The organism is Vibrio sp. 10N.261.45.E2 (genome assembly GCF_002875705.1).
Lineage (GTDB): Bacteria > Pseudomonadota > Gammaproteobacteria > Enterobacterales > Vibrionaceae > Vibrio.
Genome location: NZ_MCZZ01000144.1, coordinates 66,323 through 91,676 on the forward strand (window position 1 = coordinate 66,323; position 25,354 = coordinate 91,676).

Here is a 25,354-nt window from a genome sequence, read left to right on the forward strand (position 1 = left end):
TACGAGATACGAGATACGAAAAGAAAGAAGGCTTCCTGAATTAGTTATCAAGTATCGACAAATGAGAAAGGTTGACGAATATCGTCAACCTTTTTTGTTTGGTGGCTATTTCTGTATCCCCTAGACTGACGAAGTCGGGAATCTCTGTAAGTGTTTCAGTGCGAGTTAAAGCACGCTCATCCCCTGTGACTCAAGCATATCAACCAAGTCGATCAGTGGCAGACCGATTAGGGTGTTCGGATCTTTGCCTTCCATCTGCTTAAATAACGCGATGCCTAACCCTTCACACATAAAGCTACCTGCGCAATAATAAGGCTGTTCTTTCTCAACATAAGAGACGATCTGCTGCTCGGTTAGATCACGGAAATGCACAATGAAGGTGTCGAGACGCGTGTCAGCTTTGTTAGTTTCACTGTTCCAAACCGATAGCCCAGTATAAAAAGTAATGCTCTTGCCGCTTTGACGAGACAGCTGTTCTATCGCTTTTTCTCGAGTATGAGGCTTACCTATGATCTCACCGTCAATCACACAAACCTGATCTGATCCAATCACCAAGCTAGGTTGATCCACAGCACACGATTTAGCTTTGGTCTCGGCAAGGCGCATCACCAACTGTTGAGGTGTCTCTTCAGGAAGCGGCGTTTCATCACAGTCTGGCTTGGCTGTAATGAAGCTTAACTGTAGTTTTTTGAGGATCTCTTGCCTAAATGGTGATGTAGAGGCTAAAACTAGTTGGTAATTTCTCATTTTAATTTACAATTCAAGGAAGCATTTATCTCAGGATAACGTAACTTGTCCTGCTATTCATAATGCTCTGAATAGGAAAGGCAGGAAAGTACATTTTTTTTGCCATTTCCTTTGACTAAACATGATTTGGAAGATAAGATTCGCGCCCTATGCAAAAGGAAAAAATACCGCGTACAGTTGATCCGGCAAGAACGGCTCAAAAACGACTCGATATGAATGGTATCATTCAGGTCAGTCTTTTAAAGCGTTTAACCGAAGCAACTGAAGGCGTAAAACGTGACGCGCAAGTCTCAATGTCATTTGGGCTTGATGAACAACGATTAGTCGTTATCTCTGGTAAAGCTAACGTCGAAGTCGATTTAGAGTGTCAACGTTGTAATGAGGTTTTCGCACATGAGTGCGATGTCCAATTTACTTATACTCCTGTTTACAGTGAGAAAAGTGAAGAGGAAGCACCGGAAGAGTACGATTTGGTAGATCTGAACGAGTACGGTGAGTTAGACCTGATTCAATTAGTTGAAGACGAGTTCATCCTTGGATTGCCACAAATAGCAATGCACGACGATGCGGACTGTAGCGTTAACTCAAATAATTTGGTATTTGGCGAACTTCCTGAAGAAATTGAGGAAGATAAAAAGCCGAATCCATTTGATGTTTTAAAAAGCTTGAAGAAGTAACAGCTTCTTTAAGAATTTACATAGGAGTAGGGTCAATGGCCGTACAAAAGAGCAAGAAATCACGTTCAATGCGTGGCATGCGTCGTTCACACGATGCACTAACTACAGCTGCACTTTCTGTAGACGCAACTTCAGGTGAAACTCACCTACGTCACAACGTGACTGCCGAAGGTTTCTACCGCGGCAAAAAGGTTATCAACAAGTAAGGTTGACCTTTGCAAAATCTAACCGTTGCGCTTGATGCAATGGGCGGGGACTTCGGTCCTCGTGTAACAGTGCCTGCCGCCGTGCAGGCACTGTCGTATTTCCCAGAGCTAAAAGTCATTCTCATAGGTGATCGAAACGCGATCACATCTCAATTATCTTCATTAGGTCGAATGCCTGATTCTCGTTTGAGTATCCAGCATTGTGATCGAGTTATTTCCAATTCTGAAAAACCTTCACTAGCCTTACGTAATAGTCAGGGCAGTTCTATGCGTGCCGCTATCGATCTGGTTGCTGAATCACAGGCTGATGCTTGTGTGAGTGGTGGTAACACTGGCGCACTGATGGCTTTGTCCCGTTTCCGACTTAAACTCCTTCCTGGTATTGATAGGCCTGCATTGGTTTCCGCTTTGCCTACCGCATCGGGGAATCGCACATGGATGCTTGATTTAGGGGCCAACGTTTCTAGTGACGCGGATTCACTCTTTCAGTTTGCCGTGATGGGCAGTGCATTAGCGGAACAACATTTAGGCCGCGCTCCACGTGTCGCTATCTTGAATATCGGTGCAGAAGAAATCAAAGGCAATGACCTTGTAAAACGATGCGCTGAAATGTTGTCTAATACTCAGTCTGTGAACTTCATAGGCTATATTGAAGGTAATCAATTACTTCAAGATGCTGCTGATGTCGTCGTATGTGATGGTTTTGTGGGCAATGTCTGCTTAAAAACGTGCGAAGGTACGGCTCAGCTCTTTATTGATAAGCTAAAAACGCGCATGATGGCTTCAACAATAAAGGGTTGGATAGCCAGAATGCTGTTTTCTGAGCTATTTACTGAATTAAAAACCTTGAACCCCGACCAGTATAACGGCGCAAGTTTGTTAGGATTGCGCGGCATTGTCATTAAAAGTCATGGAAGTGCTGATGTGTCTGCAGTCGTCAACGCGATTGGTGAAGCAGTACACGAGGTCAAACGACAAGTCCCCAGCCGCATTAGCGATCGTTTGGAAGCGGTTTTACTCGAGAGGCATTATTAGTCTTCATGTATAGCAAAATTTTAGGTACTGGCAGCTACTTGCCATCTCAGGTGCGTACTAACGCAGACTTAGAGAAAATGGTAGAGACTAGCGATGAGTGGATCGTTGCTAGAACTGGTATTAAAGAGCGTCGTATTTCAGCGGAAAATGAAACTGTTGCGGATATGGCGTTTTACGCTGCTGAAAATGCCATTGAAATGGCAGGTATCGACAAAGAAGATATTGATTTAATCATCGTTGCGACAACCAGCAGTAGCCACACATTTCCGTCTTCGGCATGTCAGGTTCAAGGCAAGCTTGGTATCAAAGGCTGCCCTGCGTTTGATTTGGCTGCGGCATGTTCTGGCTTTGTCTATGCATTGTCTGTTGCTGATCAACACATCAAGACTGGCATGTGTAAGAACGTTTTGGTAATTGGTGCTGATGCACTGTCAAAAACCTGTGATCCGACTGACCGCTCTACTATCATCCTATTTGGTGATGCAGCAGGCGCGGTGGTTGTAGGCGCAAGCGAAGAGCCAGGTATTTTGTCTACTCATATTTACTCTGATGGTAAATACGGTGAGCTTCTAAGCCTAGAAGTACCAGAGCGTGGCGGTGATGCAGACAAATGGCTGCACATGGCGGGCAACGAAGTATTCAAAGTGGCGGTAACTCAGCTTTCTAAGTTAGTTAAAGACACATTAGCGGCGAACAATATGGATAAGTCAGAGCTTGATTGGTTAGTTCCACATCAAGCGAACTACCGTATTATCTCAGCAACGGCTAAAAAGCTGACGATGTCGCTTGATCAAGTGGTGATTACCCTCGATAAGCACGGTAATACATCGGCAGCTACCGTACCAACAGCACTCGATGAGGCTGTTCGCGACGGGCGAATTAAACGTGGTCAAACGCTTCTATTAGAAGCATTTGGCGGCGGCTTCACTTGGGGTTCTGCGTTAGTTAAATTCTAACCTCAAGCGATAATCAACAAACAAGGCACATAACTTATGTGCCTTATTCAATTTTTTGCTTTGCTTAAAGGATAATTACAATGAGCAAGTTTGCTATCGTATTCCCAGGCCAAGGCTCTCAAGCTATCGGTATGCTTGCTGACCTAGGCGAACAGTATGATGTTGTTAAACAGACATTTGCTGAAGCTTCAGAAGCACTTGGTTACGATCTATGGGCATTGGTTCAAGATGGTCCAGTAGAAAATCTAAATGAAACTTTCCGCACTCAACCGGCTCTATTAACAGCGTCTGTTGCAATTTGGCGTGTATGGCAAGAGCTTGGTCTAGAGCAACCTGTAAATCTAGCGGGTCACAGCTTAGGTGAATACTCTGCGCTTGTATGTGCTGGCGTTATCGACTTTAAAGAAGCGATCAAGCTGGTTGAACTACGTGGTCAACTGATGCAAGAAGCGGTTCCAGCAGGCGTTGGTGCAATGTACGCAATCATCGGCCTAGATGATGAAGCGATTGCTAAAGCGTGTGAAGAAGCAGCGCAAGACGAAGTTGTTTCTCCAGTTAACTTTAACTCTCCTGGCCAAGTTGTTATCGCGGGTAACAAAGCGGCAGTAGAGCGTGCTGGTGCACTTTGTAAAGAAGCGGGCGCTAAGCGAGCACTTCCGTTACCTGTTTCTGTACCATCTCACTGTGCATTGATGAAGCCAGCAGCAGACAAGCTAGCAGTAGCTCTAGAAGCTCTAGAGTTCAACACGCCAGCACTGCCTGTTATCAATAATGTTGATGTTGCTGCTGAAACAGATCCTGCAAAAATTAAAGACGCACTTGTTCGTCAGCTATACAGCCCAGTTCGTTGGACTGAAGGTGTACAAGCGATGAACGAGCAAGGTGTTGAGAAGCTACTTGAATTAGGCCCTGGTAAAGTTCTTACTGGTCTGACGAAACGAATCGTAAAAACTATGACAGCTGCTGCAGTTAATGACACTGCATCACTAGAAGCTGCTAAGTAAACCACTTAATAGAGAAGTTATGATGAATTTAGAAGGCAAAGTTGCACTAGTTACAGGCGCAAGCCGTGGTATCGGTCGTGCAATCGCTGAACTTTTAGTTGAGCGTGGTGCTAAAGTTATCGGTACTGCTACATCTGAAGGCGGCGCTGCTGCAATCAGTGAGTACCTTGGCGAGAACGGTAAAGGTCTTGCACTTAATGTAACTGATACTGACTCAATTGCTGCTACACTGAAAACCATCAACGATGAATTCGGTGCGATTGACATTCTAGTTAACAACGCTGGTATCACTCGTGATAACCTACTTATGCGTATGAAAGACGACGAATGGAATGACATTATCGATACTAACCTAACGCCTATCTTCCGCATGTCTAAAGCGGTATTGCGTGGCATGATGAAGAAGCGTCAAGGTCGTATTGTAAACGTTGGTTCTGTAGTAGGTACTATGGGTAACGCTGGTCAAGCTAACTACGCCGCCGCAAAAGCAGGCGTAATTGGTTTTACTAAATCAATGGCTCGTGAAGTTGCGTCTCGTGGTGTTACAGTGAACACTGTAGCTCCTGGTTTCATCGAAACTGACATGACTAAAGCGCTAAATGATGACCAACGTGCAGCAACTTTGGCGAATGTACCAGCAGGTCGCCTAGGTGACCCTCGCGAAATCGCTGAAGCTGTGGTATTTTTGGCGTCACCTGCGGCAGCTTATATCACAGGTGAAACACTTCACGTCAATGGCGGTATGTACATGGTGTAAATTATGTGCAACATTTGTGCATGATTTAAGTCAAGATCATACGTAATTTCGGTTAAAATCGTGAAAATTGTGGTTTGACCAGAAAAGTTGACCTTGCAACTTTCAATAGATTGAATAAACTACGGAAAACATCGCATAAAGCGAACTCTGTAAAGGAAAAGAAAAAATGAGCAACCTCGAAGAACGCGTAAAGAAAATCATTGTTGAACAGCTAGGTGTAGACGAAGCTGAAGTTAAAAACGAAGCTTCTTTCGTTGATGACCTAGGTGCAGATTCTCTAGACACAGTTGAGCTAGTAATGGCTCTAGAAGAAGAATTCGACACTGAAATCCCAGATGAAGAAGCTGAGAAAATTACTACTGTTCAAGCAGCTATCGATTACGTAACTAGCGCTCAGTAATAATCTCTCCCAGGCGGTCATCTCGACCGCCTGTGTTTTATCTAACTCATCTATCCTCATCTTAAATCACCTCAATCCCCGGAGTGTAAAATCGTGTCCAAGCGTCGTGTAGTTGTCACTGGCATGGGTATGTTGTCACCGGTAGGCAACACTGTAGAATCTTCTTGGAAAGCCCTGCTAGCTGGTCAAAGTGGTATCGTTAATATCGAACATTTTGATGCAACCAATTTCTCAACTCGTTTTGCAGGTCTAGTTAAAGACTTTAACTGCGAAGAGTATATGTCTAAAAAAGATGCTCGTAAGATGGACTTGTTCATCCAGTACGGCGTCGCAGCAGGTATTCAAGCTTTAGATGATTCAGCCCTAACTATTACTGAAGAAAACGCTCCACGTGTGGGTGTTGCTATCGGTTCTGGTATTGGTGGTCTTGGTTTGATCGAAGCTGGTCACCAAGCTCTAACTGAAAAAGGCCCTCGTAAGATCAGCCCGTTCTTCGTACCGTCGACGATCGTGAATATGATTGCTGGTCACATGTCTATCATGCGCGGCCTACGCGGTCCAAACATCGCGATCTCTACTGCATGTACGACTGGCCTTCATAACATTGGTCACGCAGCTCGTATGATTGCATACGGCGATGCTGACGCAATGCTAGCGGGCGGTGCTGAAAAAGCATCAACTCCACTAGGTATGGGCGGTTTTGGTGCGGCTAAAGCACTATCTACTCGCAACGATGAGCCTCAAAAAGCTTCTCGTCCGTGGGACAAAGGCCGTGATGGCTTCGTTCTTGGTGACGGTGCGGGCATGATGGTTCTTGAAGAGTACGAACATGCGAAAGCTCGTGGCGCTAAGATTTACTGTGAGCTAGTTGGCTTCGGTATGTCGGGTGACGCTTACCACATGACATCTCCAAGTGAAGATGGCTCAGGTGGCGCACTAGCTATGGAAGCGGCTATGCGTGATGCTGGCATTACTGGTGAACAAATCGGTTATGTAAATGCACACGGTACTTCGACTCCAGCAGGTGACGTAGCGGAAGTGAAGGGCATTAAGCGTGCTCTTGGCGAAGCAGGCAGCAAGCAAGTATTGGTTTCTTCTACGAAATCGATGACTGGTCACCTTCTAGGTGCTGCAGGTTCTGCTGAAGCTATCATCACGGCTATGTCTCTGGTTGACCAAATTGTTCCACCAACAATTAACCTAGATGATCCTGAAGAAGGCTTAGATATTGACTTAGTACCTCACACTGCGCGTGAAGTTAGTAACATGGAATATGCTGCATGTAACTCATTCGGTTTCGGTGGTACAAACGGCTGTTTGATCTTCAAAAAGATTTAATCATCTTATATAAGAGTCAAACATCGTAGATAGTCATAATTAGAACTGTTTTTAAACGGCTCGATGCTTTAGCATTGAGCCGTTTCTTTTTATGGGGAAAAAACATGTTTTGGGTTGAAGGAGAAAGCCAGCAAACTATCGATATATTGGATCGCTCGTTTCAGTACGGAGATGGCTGCTTTACGACGATGCTTGTTCGAGACGGTCAGATTCAACACTTTCACGATCATCAGCACCGTGTCGACGAATGCCTGAAAGCGTTACGCATTTCTGCTCTCGATTGGGATGTTGTTCGTCTTTGGCTCGATACGGCACTTCAACATATCCAACACAATTCTCTTCATGAGACAAAGAGCCTCCAGAAGACAAACAAGCCCCATAGTGAAAAAGCAGGGATAAAGCTGCACGTTAGTCGCGGCTCGGGTGGTAGGGGTTATAGCACCAAGAACATCGCTAAACCTACGGTCACCATTAGTACATTTGATTTCCCAAGCCATTATTCAGCGTGGCAAGACTCCGGTGTTGAACTCGGTGTCTGCCAACAAGCGTTAGGTTTGGGCACATTGCTTGCCGGGCATAAGCACAATAATCGCCTTGAGCAAATCTTGATGAAAGACGAAATGGAACAGGCCAATGAAGTGGATGGTGTGGTTCTTGATATTTCGGGCAATGTGATTGAAACCACCATGGCCAATCTGTTTTGGCGTAAAGGTCAGGCGATACACACACCTCAACTCACTCAAAGTGGTGTCGCGGGGGTGATGCGTAAGCAAGTGTTAACCGCGCTGAATCAAGCTGAACTTTCCGTTACAATCAGTGACTACTGCTTATCTCAACTCATGCAAGCTGATGAGGTTTTCATGACCAACTCCATTTTAGGGGTTGCCCCAGTTACCCGTATTAGTGATACCCAATTTAACATTGGAACCGTTACTCGTAGCCTTCAAGGACAACTAAACTCGTGATCAAAAAGTTATTTATTTTTATTATCTTGTGCCTAATCGCAGCCGGTGCTGCTGGTTTTTATGTGTATAACCAAGCACAAGATAACCTGAAACAAGTTATTCAATTAGAAAAGCCACAAGTCGTGACTGTGGCTTCCGGCAGTAGCTTCAATCGTGTTCTCGCTCAGTTAATCAATGAGGGGCTTTTTGAGGCTTCTCCTTATGAGAAACTCATTCGTAAGTTACACCCTGAGCTTGTAGACGTAAAAGCGGGTACATTCCTGCTTGAACCTGGGTTGACCTTAGAGCAAGCGCTAAAAGTGCTTGTAGAAGGAAAAGAGCACCAATTTACTATTACCTTTGTTGAAGGCAGTCGTTTTGACGAATGGCTTGTTCAGTTAAAAGACAACGAATTCATTCAACAAACGCTCGATGACATGTCTGAAAAAGAGATTGCAGAAAAGCTTGGCATCGAAAACGAAAAGCTAGAAGGCCTTTTCTTAGCGGAAACCTATCACTACACCTATGGCACAAGTGATCTGGATTTGTTGAAACGCGCGCATCGAGACCTAATGAATGTGGTTAACGAGGAGTGGGAAAATCGAGCTGATAAACTCCCTCTTAAATCACCATACGAAGCGTTGATTCTAGCGTCTATTATTGAGAAAGAGACCGCTGTTGCGTCAGAACGTGAGCGTGTATCTTCTGTGTTCGTTAACCGTCTGAACAAACGTATGCGTTTGCAAACGGACCCAACAGTTATCTACGGAATGGGTGATAGTTACGATGGCAATATCCGTAAGAAAGACTTACGCACGCCAACGCCATACAACACCTATACAATGAGCGGCTTACCACCGACACCTATCGCTATGGCAGGTAAAGCGTCCATCAACGCGGCGTTGAATCCAGAGAAGAGCAACTACTTGTATTTCGTTGCGAGTGGAACGGGCGGTCACGTATTTTCAAAGAGTTTGACTGAGCATAACCGTGCAGTACGAGCTTACTTAAAGCAATTAAGAAAAAACAAATAAAGAAATAATTATGAATCAGTCGAAATTTATCGTGGTTGAAGGCCTTGAAGGCGCAGGCAAAAGCACAGCAATCAATGCCATCGTCGAGACATTAAAAGCATCAGGTGTTGAAGATATTGTTAATACTCGCGAGCCGGGTGGCACTGTTTTAGCTGAGAAGATGCGCTCACTGGTTAAAGAAGAGCACGAAGGCGAGAAGCTTCAAGATATGACTGAGTTGCTGCTGATGTACGCAGCACGTGTTCAATTAGTTGAAAATGTTATCAAGCCTGCACTCGACAGTGGTCAATGGGTATTAGGTGATCGTCATGATATGTCTTCACAGGCATACCAAGGTGGTGGTCGCCAGATCGCACGCACTACGATGGAATCCTTGAAAACAACCACGCTAGGCGGCTTTAAGCCCGATCTAACGCTATATTTGGACCTAGACCCTAGAGTAGGGCTAGAGCGTGCTAGAGGCCGTGGAGAGCTTGATAGAATTGAAAAGATGGACATCTCATTTTTCGACCGCACGCGCGAGCGCTATCTAGAAATTGCAGAGCAAGATGATTCTGTACTTGTGATTAACGCGCAGCAAGAAATTGAGCAAGTAGCGGCTGATATTAAAGTCGCGCTAACTGCTTGGCTCAGCAAACAGTAGGTAGTCATGGCTGAAGTGTATTCTTGGCTCACACCGGTATGGAGTGAGTGGAAAAAAAGTCTTGATGCGGAGCGTTTTCCTAACTCCGTGATCGTTAATGCACCGCAAGGGCTCGGCGTTGAGGCGCTGATTAGCCAACTGACCGATGCGTTGATGTGTACGAACTATGAAAGTGAGTCGTGCGGGTTTTGCCACAGTTGTGAATTAATGAAGTCAGGCAGCCATCCTGATTTTCATGTGATTTCACCAGAGAAAGAAGGCAAGTCGATCACGGTTGATCAAGTACGCGCCAGTAACCGCTGGGCTCAAGAGTCTTCTCAGTTAGGTGGTTTACGCGTTATCTTGCTTAACCCTGCTGAAGCAATGAACGAATCGGCCTCCAATGCATTGCTGAAAACTTTGGAAGAGCCATCAAGTAAGTGCATCTTCATTCTGTCTACGCGTAACAGTAACCGCTTAATGCCGACGATTATTAGCCGTTGTCAGCAGTTCAATGTGGTAAGCCCGCAGTTGGACGCAGGATCGGCATGGTTAGATGGTGAAGTGGGTAAAGCTGTTCCGCAGTATATTTTAGCACTCAATGACAACGCGCCTTTAAAAGCAAAGGCGATGTTTGAACAGGGCGGCGTTGAAGCCTCAACCAAAGCATTCGATAGCTTTGTGAATGTGATTAAAGGCACGCAACCTGACATGCTAAAGTTCTCGACAGAGCTGAGTAAAGACCCTTTGATTCAACTTGGCTGGCTTTGGCATTTACTGTCAGATGTACAGAAGCTGCATTTTGGTTTGGCAAATCAGGCTATCACTCCTAGTGCAAAAACGCTGTATGAAGTGATGTCTTATCAAAGTGCTTATGCAGCATCGAACAAATTGCTGATATTGATTGAGCAGTTAAAGCAACACCCAGGGCTCAATACGGAGCTACTCATAATGAATTGGCTAATAGCCACTTGCGAGGAAACATGTTCGTAGATTCCCACTGTCACTTAGACAAACTGGATTACCAAGATTTACACACCAGCGTAGAAGATGTAGTTAACAAGGCGAAGGCTGCTAACGTAGACCAATTGCTCTCTGTTGGTGTGACACTAGATTCGTTTGAAAACATGCTCGAGATGATCTCGCCGTTTGATAACGTTAAAGCCTCTTGTGGCGTTCACCCTCTCGATGTTGAAAGTGATTTCTGTCTGGAGACAATGCGTGAGTACGCGAGTAACCCCAAAGTGGTGGCGATTGGTGAGACAGGTTTAGATTACCACTACCAACCAGAGACTGCAGAGCTACAACAGCTACGATTTAAGCAGCATGTTGAATTGGCCGTTGAGCTTAATAAACCTTTGATCATCCACACTCGTAACGCACGTGAAGACACATTGGCTATTTTACGTGATGGCGGAGCTGAGAAGTGTGGTGGTGTTATTCATTGCTTTACTGAAGATCAAGCGTTCGCTGAAGCTGCAATGGAGTTAGGTTTTTATATCTCAATTTCAGGTATTGTGACCTTCAAACAAGCTACAGAACTCAAAGAAGTTGTTAGGAAGCTTCCTCTCGATAGGCTATTGATCGAGACAGATTCTCCATATTTAGCGCCAATTCCATATCGTGGTAAGCAGAATCAGCCTGCATATGTCGTAGAAGTTGCCGCCTATATTGCACAATTGAAAGGCTTGTCAATGAAAGAGGTTGCTGAACAAACAACCAAAAATTATCAAAAACTTTTTTTGCGATAAAAAACGAAGTAAACAAATAAAAGGGAGCGAAAGCTCCCTTTTTGTGTTTTTGATCACCAAAAATGCTTTTTTTTTTAATGTTTACTAATTATGTTGAACTTGAGAGCGTTAATTATAACATTTGTAATTTTGTTACTAAAAATAACATTGTCTATTATTTTATTCACCCAGTAAAATAATAACCCCGGTTGAAAATAATTATATTTTTCAATGAATTAAACAATTGTAAAGCATTGCATTTCTAGATTTGACATGTGATCCAAGACGTGTTTTGAAACTAAATTTCGTAAGTGACTAGAAAGTTAGTTCCCCATCAATATATATTTAGCGGCAGAAAATATAATGCAATACATGGTTACATTTTCGCAGGGTGCTAACATATAGGCTACGGGGGTGTGCCGTTAGAACCCATATAATTATTTTATCTTTATCAGGAGCATAAACATGTTTAAGAACCTTTTTGCTAGCCTGCAGAAAGTTGGTAAGTCTCTGATGCTTCCAGTATCAGTTTTACCAGTTGCGGGTATTTTGCTAGGTGTCGGTGCAGCAGATCTTCCTTTCATTCCAGAAATCGTTTCAAACTTAATGGAACAAGCTGGTGGTTCAGTATTCGGTCAAATGGCACTACTGTTCGCAGTAGGTGTAGCACTTGGCTTTACTAACAACGATGGTGTAGCTGGTCTAGCTGCAATCGTTGGTTACGGCATCATGACTGCTACACTTGGCGTAATGGCTGGTGTAATGGGCGTTGATAAAATCGATACTGGTGTGCTAGGTGGTATCCTAGTCGGTGGTGTTGCTGCTTGGGCATTCAACCGTTTCTTCCGTATTCAACTACCAGAGTACCTTGGCTTCTTCGCTGGTAAGCGTGCTGTGCCAATCATCACAGGTTTCTCTGCGATTGGTCTAGCAATCCTACTATCTGTAGTATGGCCACCAGTTGGCGGCGCTATTTCTGCGTTCTCTGATTGGGCTGCTCACCAAAACCCACAAGTGGCGTTTGGTATCTACGGTATCGTTGAGCGCTCTCTAATTCCATTTGGTCTTCACCACGTTTGGAACGTACCTTTCTTCTTTGAAGCTGGTACTTGTGTAAACGCTGCTGGCGAAACTCAAAACGGTGTTCTTACTTGTTACCTAGTTGCTGATGACGCATCTCGTGCAGCGGGCAATGGCTTCGGTCAGCTAGCTGGTGGTTACATGTTCAAGATGTTCGGTCTACCTGCTGCTGCAATCGCGATTGCACACTCAGCTAAGCCTGAAAACCGTGCTAAAGTAATGGGCATCATGGCTTCGGCTGCGTTGACTTCATTCCTAACGGGTATCACTGAACCAATCGAATTCTCTTTCTTATTCGTTGCTCCAGTACTGTACGCAATCCACGCTCTACTAGCTGGTTCTGCTTACGTTCTTGCGAACACTCTAGGTTTTGTACACGGTACATCTTTCTCACACGGTCTAATCGACTTCCTAGTTCTATCTGGCAACGCGTCTAAGATGGGCCTAATGGTTGTATGTGGTATTGCTTACGCTGCAATTTACTACATCGTATTCCGCACTGTGATTAAAGCTCTAGACCTTAAAACTCCAGGTCGTGAAGACGAGTCTGAAGAAGAGTCAGTTGCGACTGGTTCTGAGCTTGCTGGTGAGCTAGTTGCTGCATTCGGTGGCAAAGCGAACATCACTGGTCTTGACGCTTGTATTACTCGTCTACGTGTTGCAGTTGCTGACACAGCAGTTGTTGACCAAGACAAACTGAAGAAACTAGGTGCTGCAGGTGTTGTAGTAGTAGCTGGTGGCGTACAAGCTATCTTCGGTACTAAGTCTGACAACCTTAAGACAGACATGGATGAGTGGATCCGTAACAACGGTTAATTCACTGATTCAATAAATTGAAAGGAGGCCGAAAGGTCTCCTTTTTTGTTTTCTGCTCCTTAAAAATCTTCCTGAGTTGAATCTTTTTGAACTCAAAGAGTTACCGCTCGAACCAGCGCGCTGACGTTCGTTCTCTAATTTTTCACGTCTTTTATCTTTTACCTAGCGATGACACCTTTAGCTGTTAATCCAGTAAACTACCGTTTTTTAAATACAGTCTGAGAATATTATGAAACATCGTTACTTGATTGGCCTTATGTGCGGCAGCATTGCCTCGTTTGCTCATGCTTCTGAAGCTCCAGCTTTGGAAGTTGGACTCGCCATTGACCAAGACCTAAGTGTCGTTGTGGAATTTGATCAGAAATACCGCGCTACGATTGGTAATGATGGTGCTGCATTTGACTATATCTGGAAGCGCGGTGAGTTCGAAACTGAAGCTCCACTGAGTTGGTATGTTGGCGCTGGTGCTTGGGCTGAATGGAATGACGACTTTGGCCTACGTTTGCCGTTAGGCGTGAAAGTGAATTTCTATGAAGGTTGGAATGCTTACGCGCAAGTTCACCCTGAACTCGACATGTATAAAGGTGTTGAGTTGCAAGTGGGCGGTGCTTTGGGTGTTACCTACAAGTTCTAACCTGAACTAAAACCGTTTTAATAGCGAAACAGCCAGCTTTTAGCTGGCTGTTTCGCTTTGTCAGGAATCGCAGTTAGAAAGTAAAACTCAGTCCGACATTGGCTTGGAATTGGTTCATCCAGTCGGTGTCGAAACGAATAATGCACTCTTGCTCGTTGCTCGGTATGTTACAAACGCCGGAGGTGTCGTTATCGACAACGGTACCTAACCAACGCACTTGAGTGTTCAACGCTAATCGGTCACTAAATTTGTACTCTAAGCCACCAAAGATTGAGGTTGAAAATCCATATTTATCTTTTGCCCAATCTACATCGACGTAAGAAGCGCCAAGACCAAGCCCTAAATAACCGGACAACACAGGCGAAGCAGGGTAGTAGATACTGCTTTGAAAGTGCAGGTATTGGATGGAGGAACTTAGGTTGAGCGTTTCTAATTCAGAACTCTGATTGGAATAGAAGAAGCCGATACGTCCTTTCTCAATTGGCGTTTCGATCGCAAAGGTGTAGTTTTCAGAGCCTTTCATGTCATAGGTTTTACCGTCCTGGTCTTCGACACTGCCACCGCCGGTATAACCTACCATCGGAGTAATGATGATCTCCGGCGAAGCATACGCGCTTGAAACTGAGAGAAGCGTAATCAATGCCATCATATTTGCTTTGTTATTCATGAGTATATCCTTATCCATACACTTACTAATTGTGATGGTTACATCAATATTGTGCGACTAATTTCGACGATTCTTGAAGATACTTCACACACCTGATAGTACTTAAATAGAGACTCAACAAATTAATAATAAGCCAGAGGTGTCTATGGACCATAATCTGAAAAATGCCCTACAAATAACAACGTTTATCTACGTAATCATCCTTTCATTTGGCTTTATTGCGATTGGTAGTTAATACCATCCATCGCGAGGCTGAGTTTTGATACTCAGGGAATAATGAATAGTGGGATTATAACCAATATTGATACAGCAATAGATTTGGATTATTACGCTAAGTTTATTGCTGGAAAAACAGCACTGGTCGCTCAAGGTGGCGGACAGAGAAGTATTTTTACTTCTGGAGTGCTGGATGCCTTTCTTCTTTCTAATTTTGACCCCTTCGACGAATTTTTTGGTACCTCAGCAGGTGCTCTTAATTTATGCGCTTATCTATGCCGCGATAAAGGTCTTGGCCGTTCTTTCGTTCTCGACCTCACAACCTCTCCCGAGTTCTTCAATCTCTTTTCCTATATACGACACAGAAAGAACCTAGGGCTAGAATGGGCGCTAGAACAAATCATGGCTTTTCCCTATAAGCTCGATTTGGATTTAGGACGACAAACGCTAGGCGACCGTCACTTCTATGCGGCGGTAACGGATTCTAAAGACTTACGAGACCACTACTTTCCATTACTGGGCGAAGATTGGTACAAGGTGATGATTGCAACCTGCGCCATTCCTCGCTTGTACAATGACGAAATTTTTATTGGTGACAGTGCTTATGTAGATGGTGGTGTATCTGCATGCATACCGGTTCAAGAAGCGTGGCGAAGACAAGCGCGTTCGATTGTAGTGATCCGCACAGAACCGGTGATAGAGGAAGAAAGGGAGCATGCTGTCAAAGCACCAGCCAAGGGAGCTTTAGTCAAAGCGCCTAAACCAATCTCTGCCGAAGAACTGGAGTGGTTCCGCGAATCTTTCGACAGTGTTCAAGGTCACTGGCAACAGAAAGTGGAACAGTGGAAAACCGACTGGACCTCTTTCTTCCAACAACAAATTATGCGCTCAAAGAACAGAAGCGTGACCGAGGCCATTTGGATTTGCTGAATGGCGGTCGATGGCTATTTGGAGCTGATGATATCTATCGCTTAAGCCACTTAATCGGTGATAAGTTTGATTCAGGTTTGGCTGACATGTTGATGGTGCATTATCAGACCTACTCATTGACTCAGGATTTTTTGAATTCGCCACCGGACGATGCGTTTGTTGTGCAGATTGCGCCAAGTCAGCCGCTGAAATCGAGTTCATTAATGAGTGACACAGAAGACCTGTTACATGATTACGAATTGGGCTTAGAAGCCGGTTACCGATTTGTCGAAACCTATACCTCAACGGCAAATGCCCGTAACTCGCACATACCACAGCTAGCCCCCATTGCAGCTGGCAAGTAATCCTCGTCGTTGATGAGTTAGCATGCTGTGAACTCGTTATGTTGTTTAAACAGTCGTTAGTGAGTCGTGTTCTGACATGAAAAAGGGCTATTGAACTTGGTTCGATAACCCTTTCTTGCTTTTGAGGTTTGGCTATTCATTTTACCTGACGGTTAAACACTAGGTAACAGGCAAGATTCTCATACAGTTGGTTGATCCCGCCACATCCATAATGTCGCCTTGAGTGACGATCACTAGGTCACCAAATTTAAGGTGTCCTTTTTCCTTCAGGCAATTGAGCGTAGACAGTGCAATGTCAAAGCTGTCCTCGGCTTCTGTCTCGAAGTAAATCGGTGTCACACCTCGATACAAGGTACAGCGATTAAGCGTCCCTTCGTTACGAGACAGGGCATAGATAGGCATGTCAGCACTGAGTCGTGACATCATCAGTGCAGTGCGGCCAGACTCGGTGAGAGTGACGACACCTTTGATGCCTTCCATATGGTTTGCTGAGTAGATGGTTGCCATCGACACGGTTTCCTCGGCGGTGACAAAGGTGCGATCAATACGGTAATTGGATTGGTTGTTAATGCCTGCCATTTTTTCGGCACCAATACAGACTTCAGCCATCGATTTTACGGTTTCTACAGGGTAATCACCGGCAGCGGTTTCACCAGAAAGCATCACTGCATCGGTGCCATCGAGTACGGCATTGGCAACGTCCATGACTTCGGCACGGGTTGGCATTGGCGCTGAGATCATTGATTCCATCATCTGAGTTGCGGTGATGACCGTTCTGTTAAGCGCTCTAGCACGGCGTATAAGCTGTTTTTGCACTCCGACCAACTCAGGGTCACCAATTTCCACTCCGAGGTCACCACGAGCCACCATGACTACATCTGAGGCCATTATGATGTCATCCATGTTTTCAACAGTCGCTACTGTCTCTGCTCGCTCCACTTTTGCTACTAGATGAGCTTCTAACCCCGCCTCTCGTGCGAGTTGACGAGCGTAGTGCATGTCTTCGCCGTTGCGCGGAAAAGAGACCGCTAGATAATCCACTTTGATTTGTGCTGCGGTGACGATGTCGCGCTTGTCTTTTTCTGTCAGTGCTTCTGCAGAAAGACCACCACCTTTTTTATTAATGCCTTTGTTGTTTGAGAGTGGGCCGCCAATGATGACTTCGGTATGAACGCGACAGCCTTCCACTTTGGTTACTTTGAGTTGAACACGACCATCATCAAGCAACAGGATATCGCCGGCGGATACATCGTTAGGCAGTTCTTTGTAGTCAAGGCCAACAGCTTCTTGATTACCTTCACCTAAACCTAGACTGCTATCGAGAGTAAATTGGTCACCAACGGCTAATTGAATTTTGCCGTCTTTGAATGTCGACACACGAATCTTGGGACCTTGTAAGTCTCCGAGAATGGCGATTTGAGTACCGTGTCTTTTTGCTATTGCTCTGACTTTTTCTGCGCGTTGTATATGGTCGTCGCTGGTGCCATGAGAGAAGTTCATACGGACGATATTGGCACCGGCTTTGATGATCTCTTCAAGCACGTTACCTTTATCAGTAGAAGGGCCTAGCGTTGTGACGATTTTCGTTTTTCTTAATTCGGCTGTCATGAATGCTCCTAGAGTGAGGCCAAGAATCTTTTGAAAGACTGAATTAAGTATATGCATTAATTGATAATTTATTGGGAGCTAGGGGGATATTTCTTTATTTGCCTTGAATTATTGAATTCAGGGCTCAAACGCGATGTTTTATTCTGAAAATTAAGTCGCAAATTATCGATGTGGGTGTTAATTTTCCTCGAACTATTTGACTCGATACACAAAGATTCATGTATATACGTGATACTGGTCACGGCGATATACCAAGTGACTTCACAATTACTTCGCAAAGTAAAAAAATTAACTCGTTGATGATTTCTGGAGCGTAAAATGTACATGGCTCAACCGGGCCATATTGATCATATCAAACAGGTCAATGCTGGTCGTGTATATAAACTAATTGACCTTAAAGGTCCTATTTCTCGTATCGATCTGTCCAAGCAAAGTGAGTTGGCCCCGGCGAGTATTACTAAAATTACCCGTGAACTCATTGAAGCTCACCTTATTCACGAAACGACGGTTCAAGAAGCCACGACTCGTGGGCGTCCTGCTGTCGGCTTGCAAACCAACAATGAAGGCTGGCAATTCTTGTCGATGCGTCTTGGTCGCGGATACTTGACGATAGCGCTCCATGAATTAGGCGGCGATGTGCTTATCGATACCAAAATTGATATCCACGAACGTGATCAAGATGATGTACTTGCCCGTCTTCTCCATGAAATCGATGAATTCTTCCAAACTTATGCCGAGCAACTCGATAGGGTGACGAGTATCGCTATCACACTGCCAGGCTTGGTGAACTCTGAGCAAGGTATTGTGTTGCAGATGCCGCACTACAATGTTGAAAACTTAGCGTTGGGGCCGGAGATCTACAAAGAAACCGGTCTGCCAGTCTTTATTGCCAATGATACCCGAGCTTGGGCATTAGCAGAGAAGCTGTTTGGCAACTCACAAGACAACGACAACTCTGTTCTTATCTCGATTCACCATGGTTTAGGTGCAGGTATCATTCTTGATGGTCGCGTTCTGCAAGGTCGTCACGGTAACATTGGTGAACTGGGTCATATCCAGATCGATAAAGAAGGCAAGCTTTGCCATTGTGGTAACCGAGGCTGTTTAGAAACGGTTGCGAGTTCACAAGCGATCCGTGACCAAGTCAAAGAACGATTAGCCAATGGTGAAGAATCAACACTCACGGTGTTTGAGGATGTCACGATTGAACAGATTTGTGCTGCTGCGGCTGATGGCGATCCCTTAGCTGTTGAAGTGATTGAACAATTAGGTCGTTACTTAGGCTCTGCGATTGCGATTGTGATTAACCTATTCAACCCAGAGAAAATCTTGGTCGGTGGTGTTATCAATCAGGCGAAGAGCGTGTTATACCCGGCGATTCAAAAGTGTATCGAAGAGCAGAGCTTATCTGTTTACCATCAAGACTTAGAGCTGGTGGAATCTCGATTCTATAAGCAGGCAACCATGCCAGGCGCTGCTCTGATTAAGCAGGCCTTGTATGACGGTCAGCTGTTAATGAAAGTTATTGAAGGCTAACTCTTTTTCTCTCCTTTTAGCCTTACCCCGAACCTTTCCATGTACTTAAGCTTTGTATAGCATTATTTGTTGTACTTAGTTTAAGCATTCTGTGCATTAGCGCTTTGCTTTAACCTATTGAAGTAGGCTATTGTAACCACAGTTATTATTTGTCACTAAGGTGTTGTATGTCTGGCGTTTTAAATTCAGTTGATCAGAGAACCAAGCTAGTCGGTGAGAACCGTCTGGAACTCTTGTTATTCAGCTTAAATAGTCGTCAACTGTTTGCGATTAACGTATTTAAAGTGAAAGAAGTCCTCAAAGTGCCAGTTCTTACGCGCTTACCGGGCTCTCACCATCATATTACGGGTGTTGCTTCTCTACGTGGTGAATCGGTGCCTGTGATTGACTTACGCAGTGCCATTGGCTTTCCGCCATCTCGTGCAGAATCTCAAGAGAGCAACCTGATCATTACCGAATACAACCGAACCGTACAAGGGTTCTTGGTTGGGCAAGTTCGTAATATCGTCAACACTACATGGACTGAAATCCAACCGCCACCCAAGACAACAGGCCGTGCTAATTACCTAACCGCTATCACGCATATTCAAGAAGAAGAGCAGCACAAGATTGTTGAGATTATCGATGTGGAGAAAGTGCTGGCTGAGATCATTGATTACGATGTATCGATCTCTGAAGGTGTTTTAGATCAGCAATTAGCTCAGGAGATGATTGGGCGTAATGTGCTTATCGTTGATGACTCTTCAACTGCGCGTAACCAGATCAAAGGTACTTTGTCGCAGCTTGGTTTGAACATTATTGAGTGTTGTGATGGCTTAGAGGCACTGACCTTACTTAAAGGCTGGTGTGATGAAGGCAAAGACATCAATCAAGAAATATTGTTGATGATCACCGATGCTGAAATGCCTGAAATGGACGGTTATAAGCTGACTCATGAAGTGCGCACTGACCCAAGAATGCATGACCTGTTCATCACACTAAATACTTCATTAAGTGGAAGTTTTAATGAAGCTATGGTTGAGAAAGTAGGATGTAACCGATTTATTTCTAAGTTCCAACCAGACCTCTTGGTGGAAGTGACTCAAGAGCGAATGCGTCAGATTTTATAATTAATGCTGCTGTACGGTTTGTTTTGAGTGACCTTATGGAAAACGTTTGCTAATATTCACGCAGCATATTTTTCTTAACGAAATATGCTCAACTACTCACGTAACTTTTCACACACAATCTAAGGTAGTTCCTTTTAATGATATGGTTAACGTCTAAAGTCGTTATGACTTTGAGCTTATTACTATATAGGGAATTTAAGAAAAGACGTACGGAAGCTGAAGTTGAGTCATAGCTCAACAATTTGAAATGAAGGGAAGCAGATGCTTCCCTTTTTCGTTTCTAGCGTTTCTAGCGTTTCTAGCGTTTCTAGGGGGAGTGTGATTTGAATCGTTAATGAAAATCTCGTGATTTGGTTTTTAAACCAACAATTTCATCGGTAATATCGATAAGCTTCCCGGCAATCACATGCACAACTTCACCTTCTTTTTCTAATATTCCTTGTACCTTTAACGCCTTGGCTGTGAGATAAGCTTGCTGTTGAGCTCGAGCTGTTGCTCTCCATACCACAACATTAATGTTGCCAGTACTGTCTTCCAGCGTGACAAAGGTGACACCCGCTGCGGTTCCGGGAGATTGCTTACCTGTGACTAATCCGACAACGGTGACCATGGATTTGTGTCTTTGTTGTAGTAGGTCTTTCATGTGCGTAAATCGCCCTAATCGTCCCGCCTCTTCGAGTAGAGTGATAGGGTGTTTGTTCAATGAAATCCCGATGCTGGTGAAGTCCTCAAGTAGGTCTTGCATCTCATTTGGCTTGTGCAGTGCATGTTCATCATGCTCAACACTGTCATAGATTTGGCTAAACAGAGGTAAATCAGAGGCCGAATCCATGATCGCCCAGCGTGTTTGAAAGCGGTCACCCGAGACGTTATGTAGCGCATTGGCCGATGCCAGTAGCTCAATATCTTTCTTATTTATCGATAACTGTTTCACTTGGCTAGGGTGGCGATAACCAAATTTTGGACGATTGGCGAGTACGCTTTGAATACCATGCTCGCTGAACCCTTTGATTTGTCGCAACCCTAAGCGAATCGCTAAACCATTCTGATGCTCAACGACTATGTGGCTGTCTTGTGAGGCGTTCACACATACCGGAAGTACCACCACATTGTGTCGTTGTGCGTCTTGTACCAACTGTGATGGGCTATAAAAGCCCATCGGTTGGCTATTCAGCAAAGAAGCGTAGAAACACTCTGGGTAGTAGCATTTCAGCCAAGCAGAGCAATACGCTAATACCGCAAACGAAGCTGAATGGCTTTCAGGAAAACCATATTCACCAAAGCCACAGATCTGCTTAAAGATCTGTTCGGCAAATTCTGTGTCGTAGCCCCGTTTTTGCATGCCTTCGATAAGTTTGTTCTTAAATTTAAAGACGTTGCCATTTTTCTTCCAAGCGGCCATTGCGCGTCTGAGTTGGTCCGCTTCTCCGCCTGTGAAGCCTGCGGCGACCATGGCGAGTTTGATCACTTGCTCTTGGAATATGGGCACCCCTAAGGTACGCGAGAGTACCGATTCCACGTCTTTAGAGGGATAGCTGATTGGCTCAATGCCATCTCGACGCTTGAGAAACGGATGCACCATGTCGCCCTGAATTGGCCCAGGTCGTACGATAGCGATTTGAATCACCAAGTCGTAATAAGTTCTCGGTTTAAGCCTTGGCAGCATGCTCATTTGCGCGCGTGACTCAATTTGGAATATCCCAACGGTATCTGCTCGCTGAATCATGCCATAGACCTGAGGATCATCCTTAAGACGAGTGATCTCTGCGATCGTTAACGAGCGGCCATGAATACGCTTGATCAGGTCGAAACATTTTCGAATTGCTGACAGCATACCCAACGCGAGTACATCGACTTTAAGTAATCCTAAGGTTTCAAGATCATCTTTATCCCATTGAATAATGGTGCGATCGTGCATTGCGGCATTCTCGACGGGAACCAGTTCATACAAAGGCCCTGAAGATATGACAAAGCCACCAACGTGTTGAGATAGGTGACGTGGAAAGCCGATGATCTCATTAACCAAGTGGATAAACTGTTGCCCCTTCAAAGAATCAGGCTGTAGACCCAATTGAGTTAATTGAGCCTGCCAACCTAGGGTTTTGTCCCTACGATTGGTGTTTTTAATGAAGTAATCAAGTTGGGTTTCTTGCAGCCCTAAGGCTTTGCCGACATCTTTTACAGCACTTTTAAAGCGATAAGAAATGACCGTTGCGGCAAGCGCGGCCCGTTCTCTACCGTACTTCTTGTAGATGTATTGAATCACTTCTTCACGACGCTCGTGTTCAAAATCGACATCAATGTCAGGTGGCTCATCACGCTCTTTACTGATGAAACGTTCAAATAGCACTGAGATCTGCCTTGGGTCGACAGAGGTGATCTCTAGGCAGTAACAGACCACGGAATTAGCTGCCGAACCTCGACCTTGATAAAGAATGCCTTGGCTTTTGGCAAACATAACGATGTCGTGAATGGTGAGAAAAAAGAACGGGTAATTGAGCTCGCCAATCAGACCCAGCTCTTTATCTATTATTTGCTGGATGTCGTCAGGTACACCTTGTGGGAAACGGGCCCGTTTTCCTTTTTCGACTAACATGCGCAGATAACTCATGGGTGTCTCACCTTGAGGGATCAGTTCGCTCGGGTATTCGTAGCGCAAGCTGTCTAAATCAAATTCACACAGGTCAGTTATTCGGTTGCTCTCTTCTAGCCACTCAGCTTTGAAAATATGAGAGAGCTTATTGATGCTCCGCAAACAGCGCTCGGCATTAGCGAGTAAGTGACTGCCCACTTCGGTAATGGGTTTCTGGTACTTAATTGCAGTGAGCGAGTGCTGTAAGGGCAAGCGGTTAGCATTGTGCATTAATACGCCACCACAAGCGGTAATCGGCAGTTGGTGATGCTGTGACAGCTCAACGCAGTAATTGGTGTATTGTTGGTCGGTTTGTTTTAGGTGTCGTTGTAAGCCAATCCACAACCGACCGGAATGATGTTGAGAAAGCCATTGCCCCCAGTGTGAATCTTCATTTTTCTGTTGAGGAAGCCAAAGAATAAAGCAGTGCTTAGCCGACATGATATCCCACTCAGAGAGTTGGTAATGTCCCTTGCTACTACGACGTCTCGCGTTGGTAATGATACGGCACAGCTCGGCATAGGCTTGTCTGTTCGGGCATAGTAAAACCACCTGGCACTCTTCATTGAGCCAAAACATGCTCCCGACAATCTGTTTGAGCGACAGTTTATGTTGCTTGATTGCAGAGTGGACCTTAACGATACCCGCAACGGAGCACTCATCAGTAACAGCGAGTGCTTTATAACGTAAGAAGTCGGCCTGTAAAACAAGCTCCTCTGCGTGTGAAGCTCCCTCTAAGAAGGAGTAATTACTTTGGCAGAATAGCTCTGAGTATTGCTGAGACATAACGTAATCTCACTTAACCATTGCGAGTGAATATGATGGAAAGGGACGTTTAAATTGAGTAAGTAGTCTTACCAACTAGCTAAATAAGCCGTGTAAGAACCACTGTTTATCTGGTGTTCTAAATACCCATAACCATCGACCGTTTTCACTGTGAGCAATAAAGTAGTCACGAATGATTTTCTCGCCATCCCACCACCCAGAAACAATACGCTCAGGGCCCTGAGATAAGGTAACGTTTTCTGTTAAGGCTTCGGGCTCTGGTAGCAATATACTGGGCCTGATTCGCTGTTGGTTTATGTTGAGAGTTGTGGTTTGTTGTTCGCACTCCGAGGGTATTTGCCTCTTTGCCACAGATTTACTCAGCGTTGGGAGTGAGTACTGATTGGCCTTTTCTGGCCTAGGGTCTTGCTGTATTTTCGGCGTTTGAATACAGGCCTGCCCAAGCTTCGCCTGTAACAGTGAAAGTAGGTCTAGCGCAGCAAGTGTTCCGGTATTACCATCAAAAAGATCATGGTAGGCCATTTGCGGTTCTCCATGACGAATCAAGCTGAGGGTCAGCCCCTGAACCGGTGCTGTGAGCTTTAGTGACTCTAAGGTGAGATGAGTAAGGTTCGCCCATTTTTCAGCAAGGTAATCACCTTGTGCTGAATAAAAAGAGACAGGGTGATCGTCTTTATCTCTTAGGTGTAAAGTCAGCGTTAACTCGAAAGCCACTCGATCGCGTAGCTTTAGAAAACACTCGAGTTGATTGAGCAATTTCAGTAACGGCTTTTCGATAAATAGAATGTTTTCAATATCGAACAACAGCTCTAGATATTGTTGGAAATTCTCGGGCGGGTGATAGAAATCAATAGGGTGCTTGAATTGGCCATTAAGACGACCAACATAGTTGACCAGGTCGATATCAAAGCGACGCGCGACCTCTTGCAAAGGCAGCTTTAATAGATCTTCAACGATATTGATACCGACACGGTTCAGGCGTTCAACTTGCTTGGTCGGTAGCTCACTGGAACTCAATGCCTGTTGATTGACCCAAGTTTTCATCTGCTCAACATTGTTTGTTGCTTGGTTGATCGCTTGCTTACCCAAAAGGATCGCAGAAAGTGGCGAATAACCCGTAGCGAAGCTGAACTTGATATTGAGCGTTTCTAAGTGGCTTTTGAGCTCATGCCAGTAGTTATCTAGCCCGTCGTAAAGTGACAGCATGTTAGAGGCTTTAATCAATAAACCATTAGGTGGCAATAACGCCATATCAGAAGTGACCAGATACGCCCATTGAGCGATCTCTTTGAGCTTACTTTTCTCCAGTTCAATACTGTAAGGGTGGACGTGTAAGTTGTGGCACAGCGCCGCCGCAGACCCTAAGCCCATACCAAGCGAAATTCCCGATTGCAGAGCAGCTGGGTTAGCTTGCAACACACGGTGATCTTTTTCGTCCACGATGATAATAGGTTGTTCGCGTGAGTCTTCGCTCGAACCCAATTCATTAGAGTTAAACAAGGTATCCAACTGCAGGGATGGAAAGTGCAGATAAAGCCACAACATA

The 25,354-nt window shown here is 44.8% G+C and carries 22 protein-coding genes and 1 pseudogene; 18 read left to right on the top strand and 5 right to left on the bottom strand.

Annotated elements, in window-relative coordinates:
• Positions 1-165: 165 nt before the first annotated feature.
• Positions 166-747, bottom strand: coding sequence for a nucleoside triphosphate pyrophosphatase (locus BCT34_RS18470; protein ID WP_076656965.1), 582 nt, complete (start codon positions 745-747; stop codon positions 166-168).
• Between the two features lie 149 nt (positions 748-896).
• On the opposite strand from BCT34_RS18470, the gene yceD reads away from it, so the two are divergent.
• The 15 genes from yceD to BCT34_RS18545 all read left to right on the top strand — a co-directional run bounded on the left by yceD (position 897) and on the right by BCT34_RS18545 (position 13,980).
• A complete protein-coding gene (gene yceD / locus BCT34_RS18475) occupies positions 897-1,424 on the top strand; it encodes a 23S rRNA accumulation protein YceD (protein WP_017630536.1) in 528 nt (175 codons plus the stop codon).
• 35 nt (positions 1,425-1,459) lie between these two features.
• Positions 1,460-1,630: a 50S ribosomal protein L32 gene (gene rpmF, locus BCT34_RS18480; RefSeq protein WP_004737376.1), complete on the top strand. Its 171-nt coding sequence runs from the start codon at positions 1,460-1,462 to the stop codon at positions 1,628-1,630.
• A gap of 9 nt (positions 1,631-1,639) precedes the next feature.
• Positions 1,640-2,665 (top strand): phosphate acyltransferase PlsX, encoded by a 1,026-nt coding sequence (gene plsX, locus BCT34_RS18485; RefSeq protein WP_017062152.1) that lies wholly within the window; start codon positions 1,640-1,642, stop codon positions 2,663-2,665.
• Positions 2,666-2,670: 5 nt separating this feature from the next.
• Positions 2,671-3,621 (top strand): beta-ketoacyl-ACP synthase III, encoded by a 951-nt coding sequence (locus BCT34_RS18490; RefSeq protein WP_010437276.1) that lies wholly within the window; start codon positions 2,671-2,673, stop codon positions 3,619-3,621.
• 80 nt (positions 3,622-3,701) lie between these two features.
• Positions 3,702-4,625 carry an ACP S-malonyltransferase gene (fabD, locus tag BCT34_RS18495; protein ID WP_076656966.1) on the top strand — a complete coding sequence of 308 codons (924 nt, stop codon included), beginning with the start codon at positions 3,702-3,704 and terminating at the stop codon, positions 4,623-4,625.
• Between the two features lie 22 nt (positions 4,626-4,647).
• Positions 4,648-5,382 (top strand): 3-oxoacyl-ACP reductase FabG, encoded by a 735-nt coding sequence (gene fabG / locus BCT34_RS18500; RefSeq protein WP_029235138.1) that lies wholly within the window; start codon positions 4,648-4,650, stop codon positions 5,380-5,382.
• A gap of 166 nt (positions 5,383-5,548) precedes the next feature.
• Entirely contained in the window at positions 5,549-5,782 is a 234-nt protein-coding gene (gene acpP / locus BCT34_RS18505) for an acyl carrier protein (protein ID WP_004737381.1), read from the top strand.
• A gap of 93 nt (positions 5,783-5,875) precedes the next feature.
• Positions 5,876-7,120 carry a beta-ketoacyl-ACP synthase II gene (gene fabF / locus BCT34_RS18510; protein WP_017630538.1) on the top strand — a complete coding sequence of 415 codons (1,245 nt, stop codon included), beginning with the start codon at positions 5,876-5,878 and terminating at the stop codon, positions 7,118-7,120.
• Between the two features lie 104 nt (positions 7,121-7,224).
• Positions 7,225-8,085 carry an aminodeoxychorismate lyase gene (pabC, locus tag BCT34_RS18515; RefSeq protein WP_076656967.1) on the top strand — a complete coding sequence of 287 codons (861 nt, stop codon included), beginning with the start codon at positions 7,225-7,227 and terminating at the stop codon, positions 8,083-8,085.
• Positions 8,082-9,098, top strand: coding sequence for an endolytic transglycosylase MltG (mltG, locus tag BCT34_RS18520; RefSeq protein WP_076656968.1), 1,017 nt, complete (start codon positions 8,082-8,084; stop codon positions 9,096-9,098). The genes pabC and mltG overlap by 4 nt, the downstream gene beginning before the upstream one ends.
• A 10-nt stretch (positions 9,099-9,108) precedes the next feature.
• Positions 9,109-9,741, top strand: a complete 633-nt coding sequence (gene tmk / locus BCT34_RS18525; RefSeq protein WP_076656969.1) for a dTMP kinase — start codon at positions 9,109-9,111, stop codon at positions 9,739-9,741.
• A gap of 6 nt (positions 9,742-9,747) precedes the next feature.
• Complete coding sequence (locus BCT34_RS18530; protein WP_076656970.1) at positions 9,748-10,713, top strand: DNA polymerase III subunit delta'; 966 nt, start codon at positions 9,748-9,750, stop codon at positions 10,711-10,713.
• The gene (locus tag BCT34_RS18535) at positions 10,704-11,471 is read left to right on the top strand and encodes a YchF/TatD family DNA exonuclease (protein WP_076656971.1); all 768 of its coding nucleotides are present in this window, start codon (positions 10,704-10,706) and stop codon (positions 11,469-11,471) included. Before BCT34_RS18530 ends, BCT34_RS18535 begins: the two co-directional genes overlap by 10 nt.
• A gap of 444 nt (positions 11,472-11,915) precedes the next feature.
• Complete coding sequence (ptsG, locus tag BCT34_RS18540; protein WP_076656972.1) at positions 11,916-13,346, top strand: PTS glucose transporter subunit IIBC; 1,431 nt, start codon at positions 11,916-11,918, stop codon at positions 13,344-13,346.
• 229 nt (positions 13,347-13,575) lie between these two features.
• Complete coding sequence (locus tag BCT34_RS18545) at positions 13,576-13,980, top strand: hypothetical protein (protein WP_076656973.1); 405 nt, start codon at positions 13,576-13,578, stop codon at positions 13,978-13,980.
• A gap of 73 nt (positions 13,981-14,053) precedes the next feature.
• Here BCT34_RS18545 and BCT34_RS18550 read toward each other — a convergent pair whose 3' ends face one another.
• Positions 14,054-14,647: an outer membrane beta-barrel protein gene (locus tag BCT34_RS18550; protein ID WP_076656974.1), complete on the bottom strand. Its 594-nt coding sequence runs from the start codon at positions 14,645-14,647 to the stop codon at positions 14,054-14,056.
• A 276-nt stretch (positions 14,648-14,923) separates the two neighbouring features.
• Between BCT34_RS18550 and BCT34_RS18560 the strand changes: the two are divergent.
• Positions 14,924-16,137, top strand: a pseudogene (locus tag BCT34_RS18560) (DUF6363 domain-containing protein).
• Between the two features lie 159 nt (positions 16,138-16,296).
• Here the strand turns inward: BCT34_RS18560 and pyk are convergent.
• Complete coding sequence (gene pyk, locus BCT34_RS18565; RefSeq protein ID WP_076656975.1) at positions 16,297-17,745, bottom strand: pyruvate kinase; 1,449 nt, start codon at positions 17,743-17,745, stop codon at positions 16,297-16,299.
• Positions 17,746-18,063: 318 nt separating this feature from the next.
• On the opposite strand from pyk, the gene BCT34_RS18570 reads away from it, so the two are divergent.
• Together BCT34_RS18570 and BCT34_RS18575 are read left to right on the top strand one after the other, a co-directional pair.
• Entirely contained in the window at positions 18,064-19,281 is a 1,218-nt protein-coding gene (locus BCT34_RS18570; protein ID WP_076656976.1) for an ROK family protein, read from the top strand.
• A 167-nt stretch (positions 19,282-19,448) separates the two neighbouring features.
• Positions 19,449-20,390, top strand: a complete 942-nt coding sequence (locus BCT34_RS18575; RefSeq protein ID WP_076656977.1) for a chemotaxis protein CheV — start codon at positions 19,449-19,451, stop codon at positions 20,388-20,390.
• Positions 20,391-20,721: 331 nt separating this feature from the next.
• Here BCT34_RS18575 and BCT34_RS18580 read toward each other — a convergent pair whose 3' ends face one another.
• Together BCT34_RS18580 and BCT34_RS18585 are read right to left on the bottom strand one after the other, a co-directional pair.
• A complete protein-coding gene (locus BCT34_RS18580; protein ID WP_076656978.1) occupies positions 20,722-23,808 on the bottom strand; it encodes an error-prone DNA polymerase in 3,087 nt (1,028 codons plus the stop codon).
• A 75-nt stretch (positions 23,809-23,883) separates the two neighbouring features.
• The gene (locus tag BCT34_RS18585) at positions 23,884-25,353 is read right to left on the bottom strand and encodes a DNA polymerase Y family protein (RefSeq protein ID WP_076656979.1); all 1,470 of its coding nucleotides are present in this window, start codon (positions 25,351-25,353) and stop codon (positions 23,884-23,886) included.
• Position 25,354: the final 1 nt, after the last annotated feature.

Bases quoted from the DNA above. Each gene is read 5' to 3' on its own strand.
- BCT34_RS18470 (WP_076656965.1), bottom strand. From the start codon at position 747: ATGAGAAATTACCAACTAGTTTTAGCCTCTACATCACCATTTAGGCAA.
- yceD (WP_017630536.1), top strand. From the start codon at position 897: ATGCAAAAGGAAAAAATACCGCGTACAGTTGATCCGGCAAGAACGGCT.
- rpmF (WP_004737376.1), top strand. From the start codon at position 1,460: ATGGCCGTACAAAAGAGCAAGAAATCACGTTCAATGCGTGGCATGCGT.
- BCT34_RS18490 (WP_010437276.1), top strand. From the start codon at position 2,671: ATGTATAGCAAAATTTTAGGTACTGGCAGCTACTTGCCATCTCAGGTG.
- fabD (WP_076656966.1), top strand. From the start codon at position 3,702: ATGAGCAAGTTTGCTATCGTATTCCCAGGCCAAGGCTCTCAAGCTATC.
- fabG (WP_029235138.1), top strand. From the start codon at position 4,648: ATGAATTTAGAAGGCAAAGTTGCACTAGTTACAGGCGCAAGCCGTGGT.
- acpP (WP_004737381.1), top strand. From the start codon at position 5,549: ATGAGCAACCTCGAAGAACGCGTAAAGAAAATCATTGTTGAACAGCTA.
- pabC (WP_076656967.1), top strand. From the start codon at position 7,225: ATGTTTTGGGTTGAAGGAGAAAGCCAGCAAACTATCGATATATTGGAT.
- tmk (WP_076656969.1), top strand. From the start codon at position 9,109: ATGAATCAGTCGAAATTTATCGTGGTTGAAGGCCTTGAAGGCGCAGGC.
- BCT34_RS18530 (WP_076656970.1), top strand. From the start codon at position 9,748: ATGGCTGAAGTGTATTCTTGGCTCACACCGGTATGGAGTGAGTGGAAA.
- BCT34_RS18535 (WP_076656971.1), top strand. From the start codon at position 10,704: ATGTTCGTAGATTCCCACTGTCACTTAGACAAACTGGATTACCAAGAT.
- ptsG (WP_076656972.1), top strand. From the start codon at position 11,916: ATGTTTAAGAACCTTTTTGCTAGCCTGCAGAAAGTTGGTAAGTCTCTG.
- BCT34_RS18545 (WP_076656973.1), top strand. From the start codon at position 13,576: ATGAAACATCGTTACTTGATTGGCCTTATGTGCGGCAGCATTGCCTCG.
- BCT34_RS18550 (WP_076656974.1), bottom strand. From the start codon at position 14,647: ATGAATAACAAAGCAAATATGATGGCATTGATTACGCTTCTCTCAGTT.
- pyk (WP_076656975.1), bottom strand. From the start codon at position 17,745: ATGACAGCCGAATTAAGAAAAACGAAAATCGTCACAACGCTAGGCCCT.
- BCT34_RS18570 (WP_076656976.1), top strand. From the start codon at position 18,064: ATGTACATGGCTCAACCGGGCCATATTGATCATATCAAACAGGTCAAT.
- BCT34_RS18575 (WP_076656977.1), top strand. From the start codon at position 19,449: ATGTCTGGCGTTTTAAATTCAGTTGATCAGAGAACCAAGCTAGTCGGT.
- BCT34_RS18580 (WP_076656978.1), bottom strand. From the start codon at position 23,808: ATGTCTCAGCAATACTCAGAGCTATTCTGCCAAAGTAATTACTCCTTC.
- BCT34_RS18585 (WP_076656979.1), bottom strand. From the start codon at position 25,353: ATGTTGTGGCTTTATCTGCACTTTCCATCCCTGCAGTTGGATACCTTG.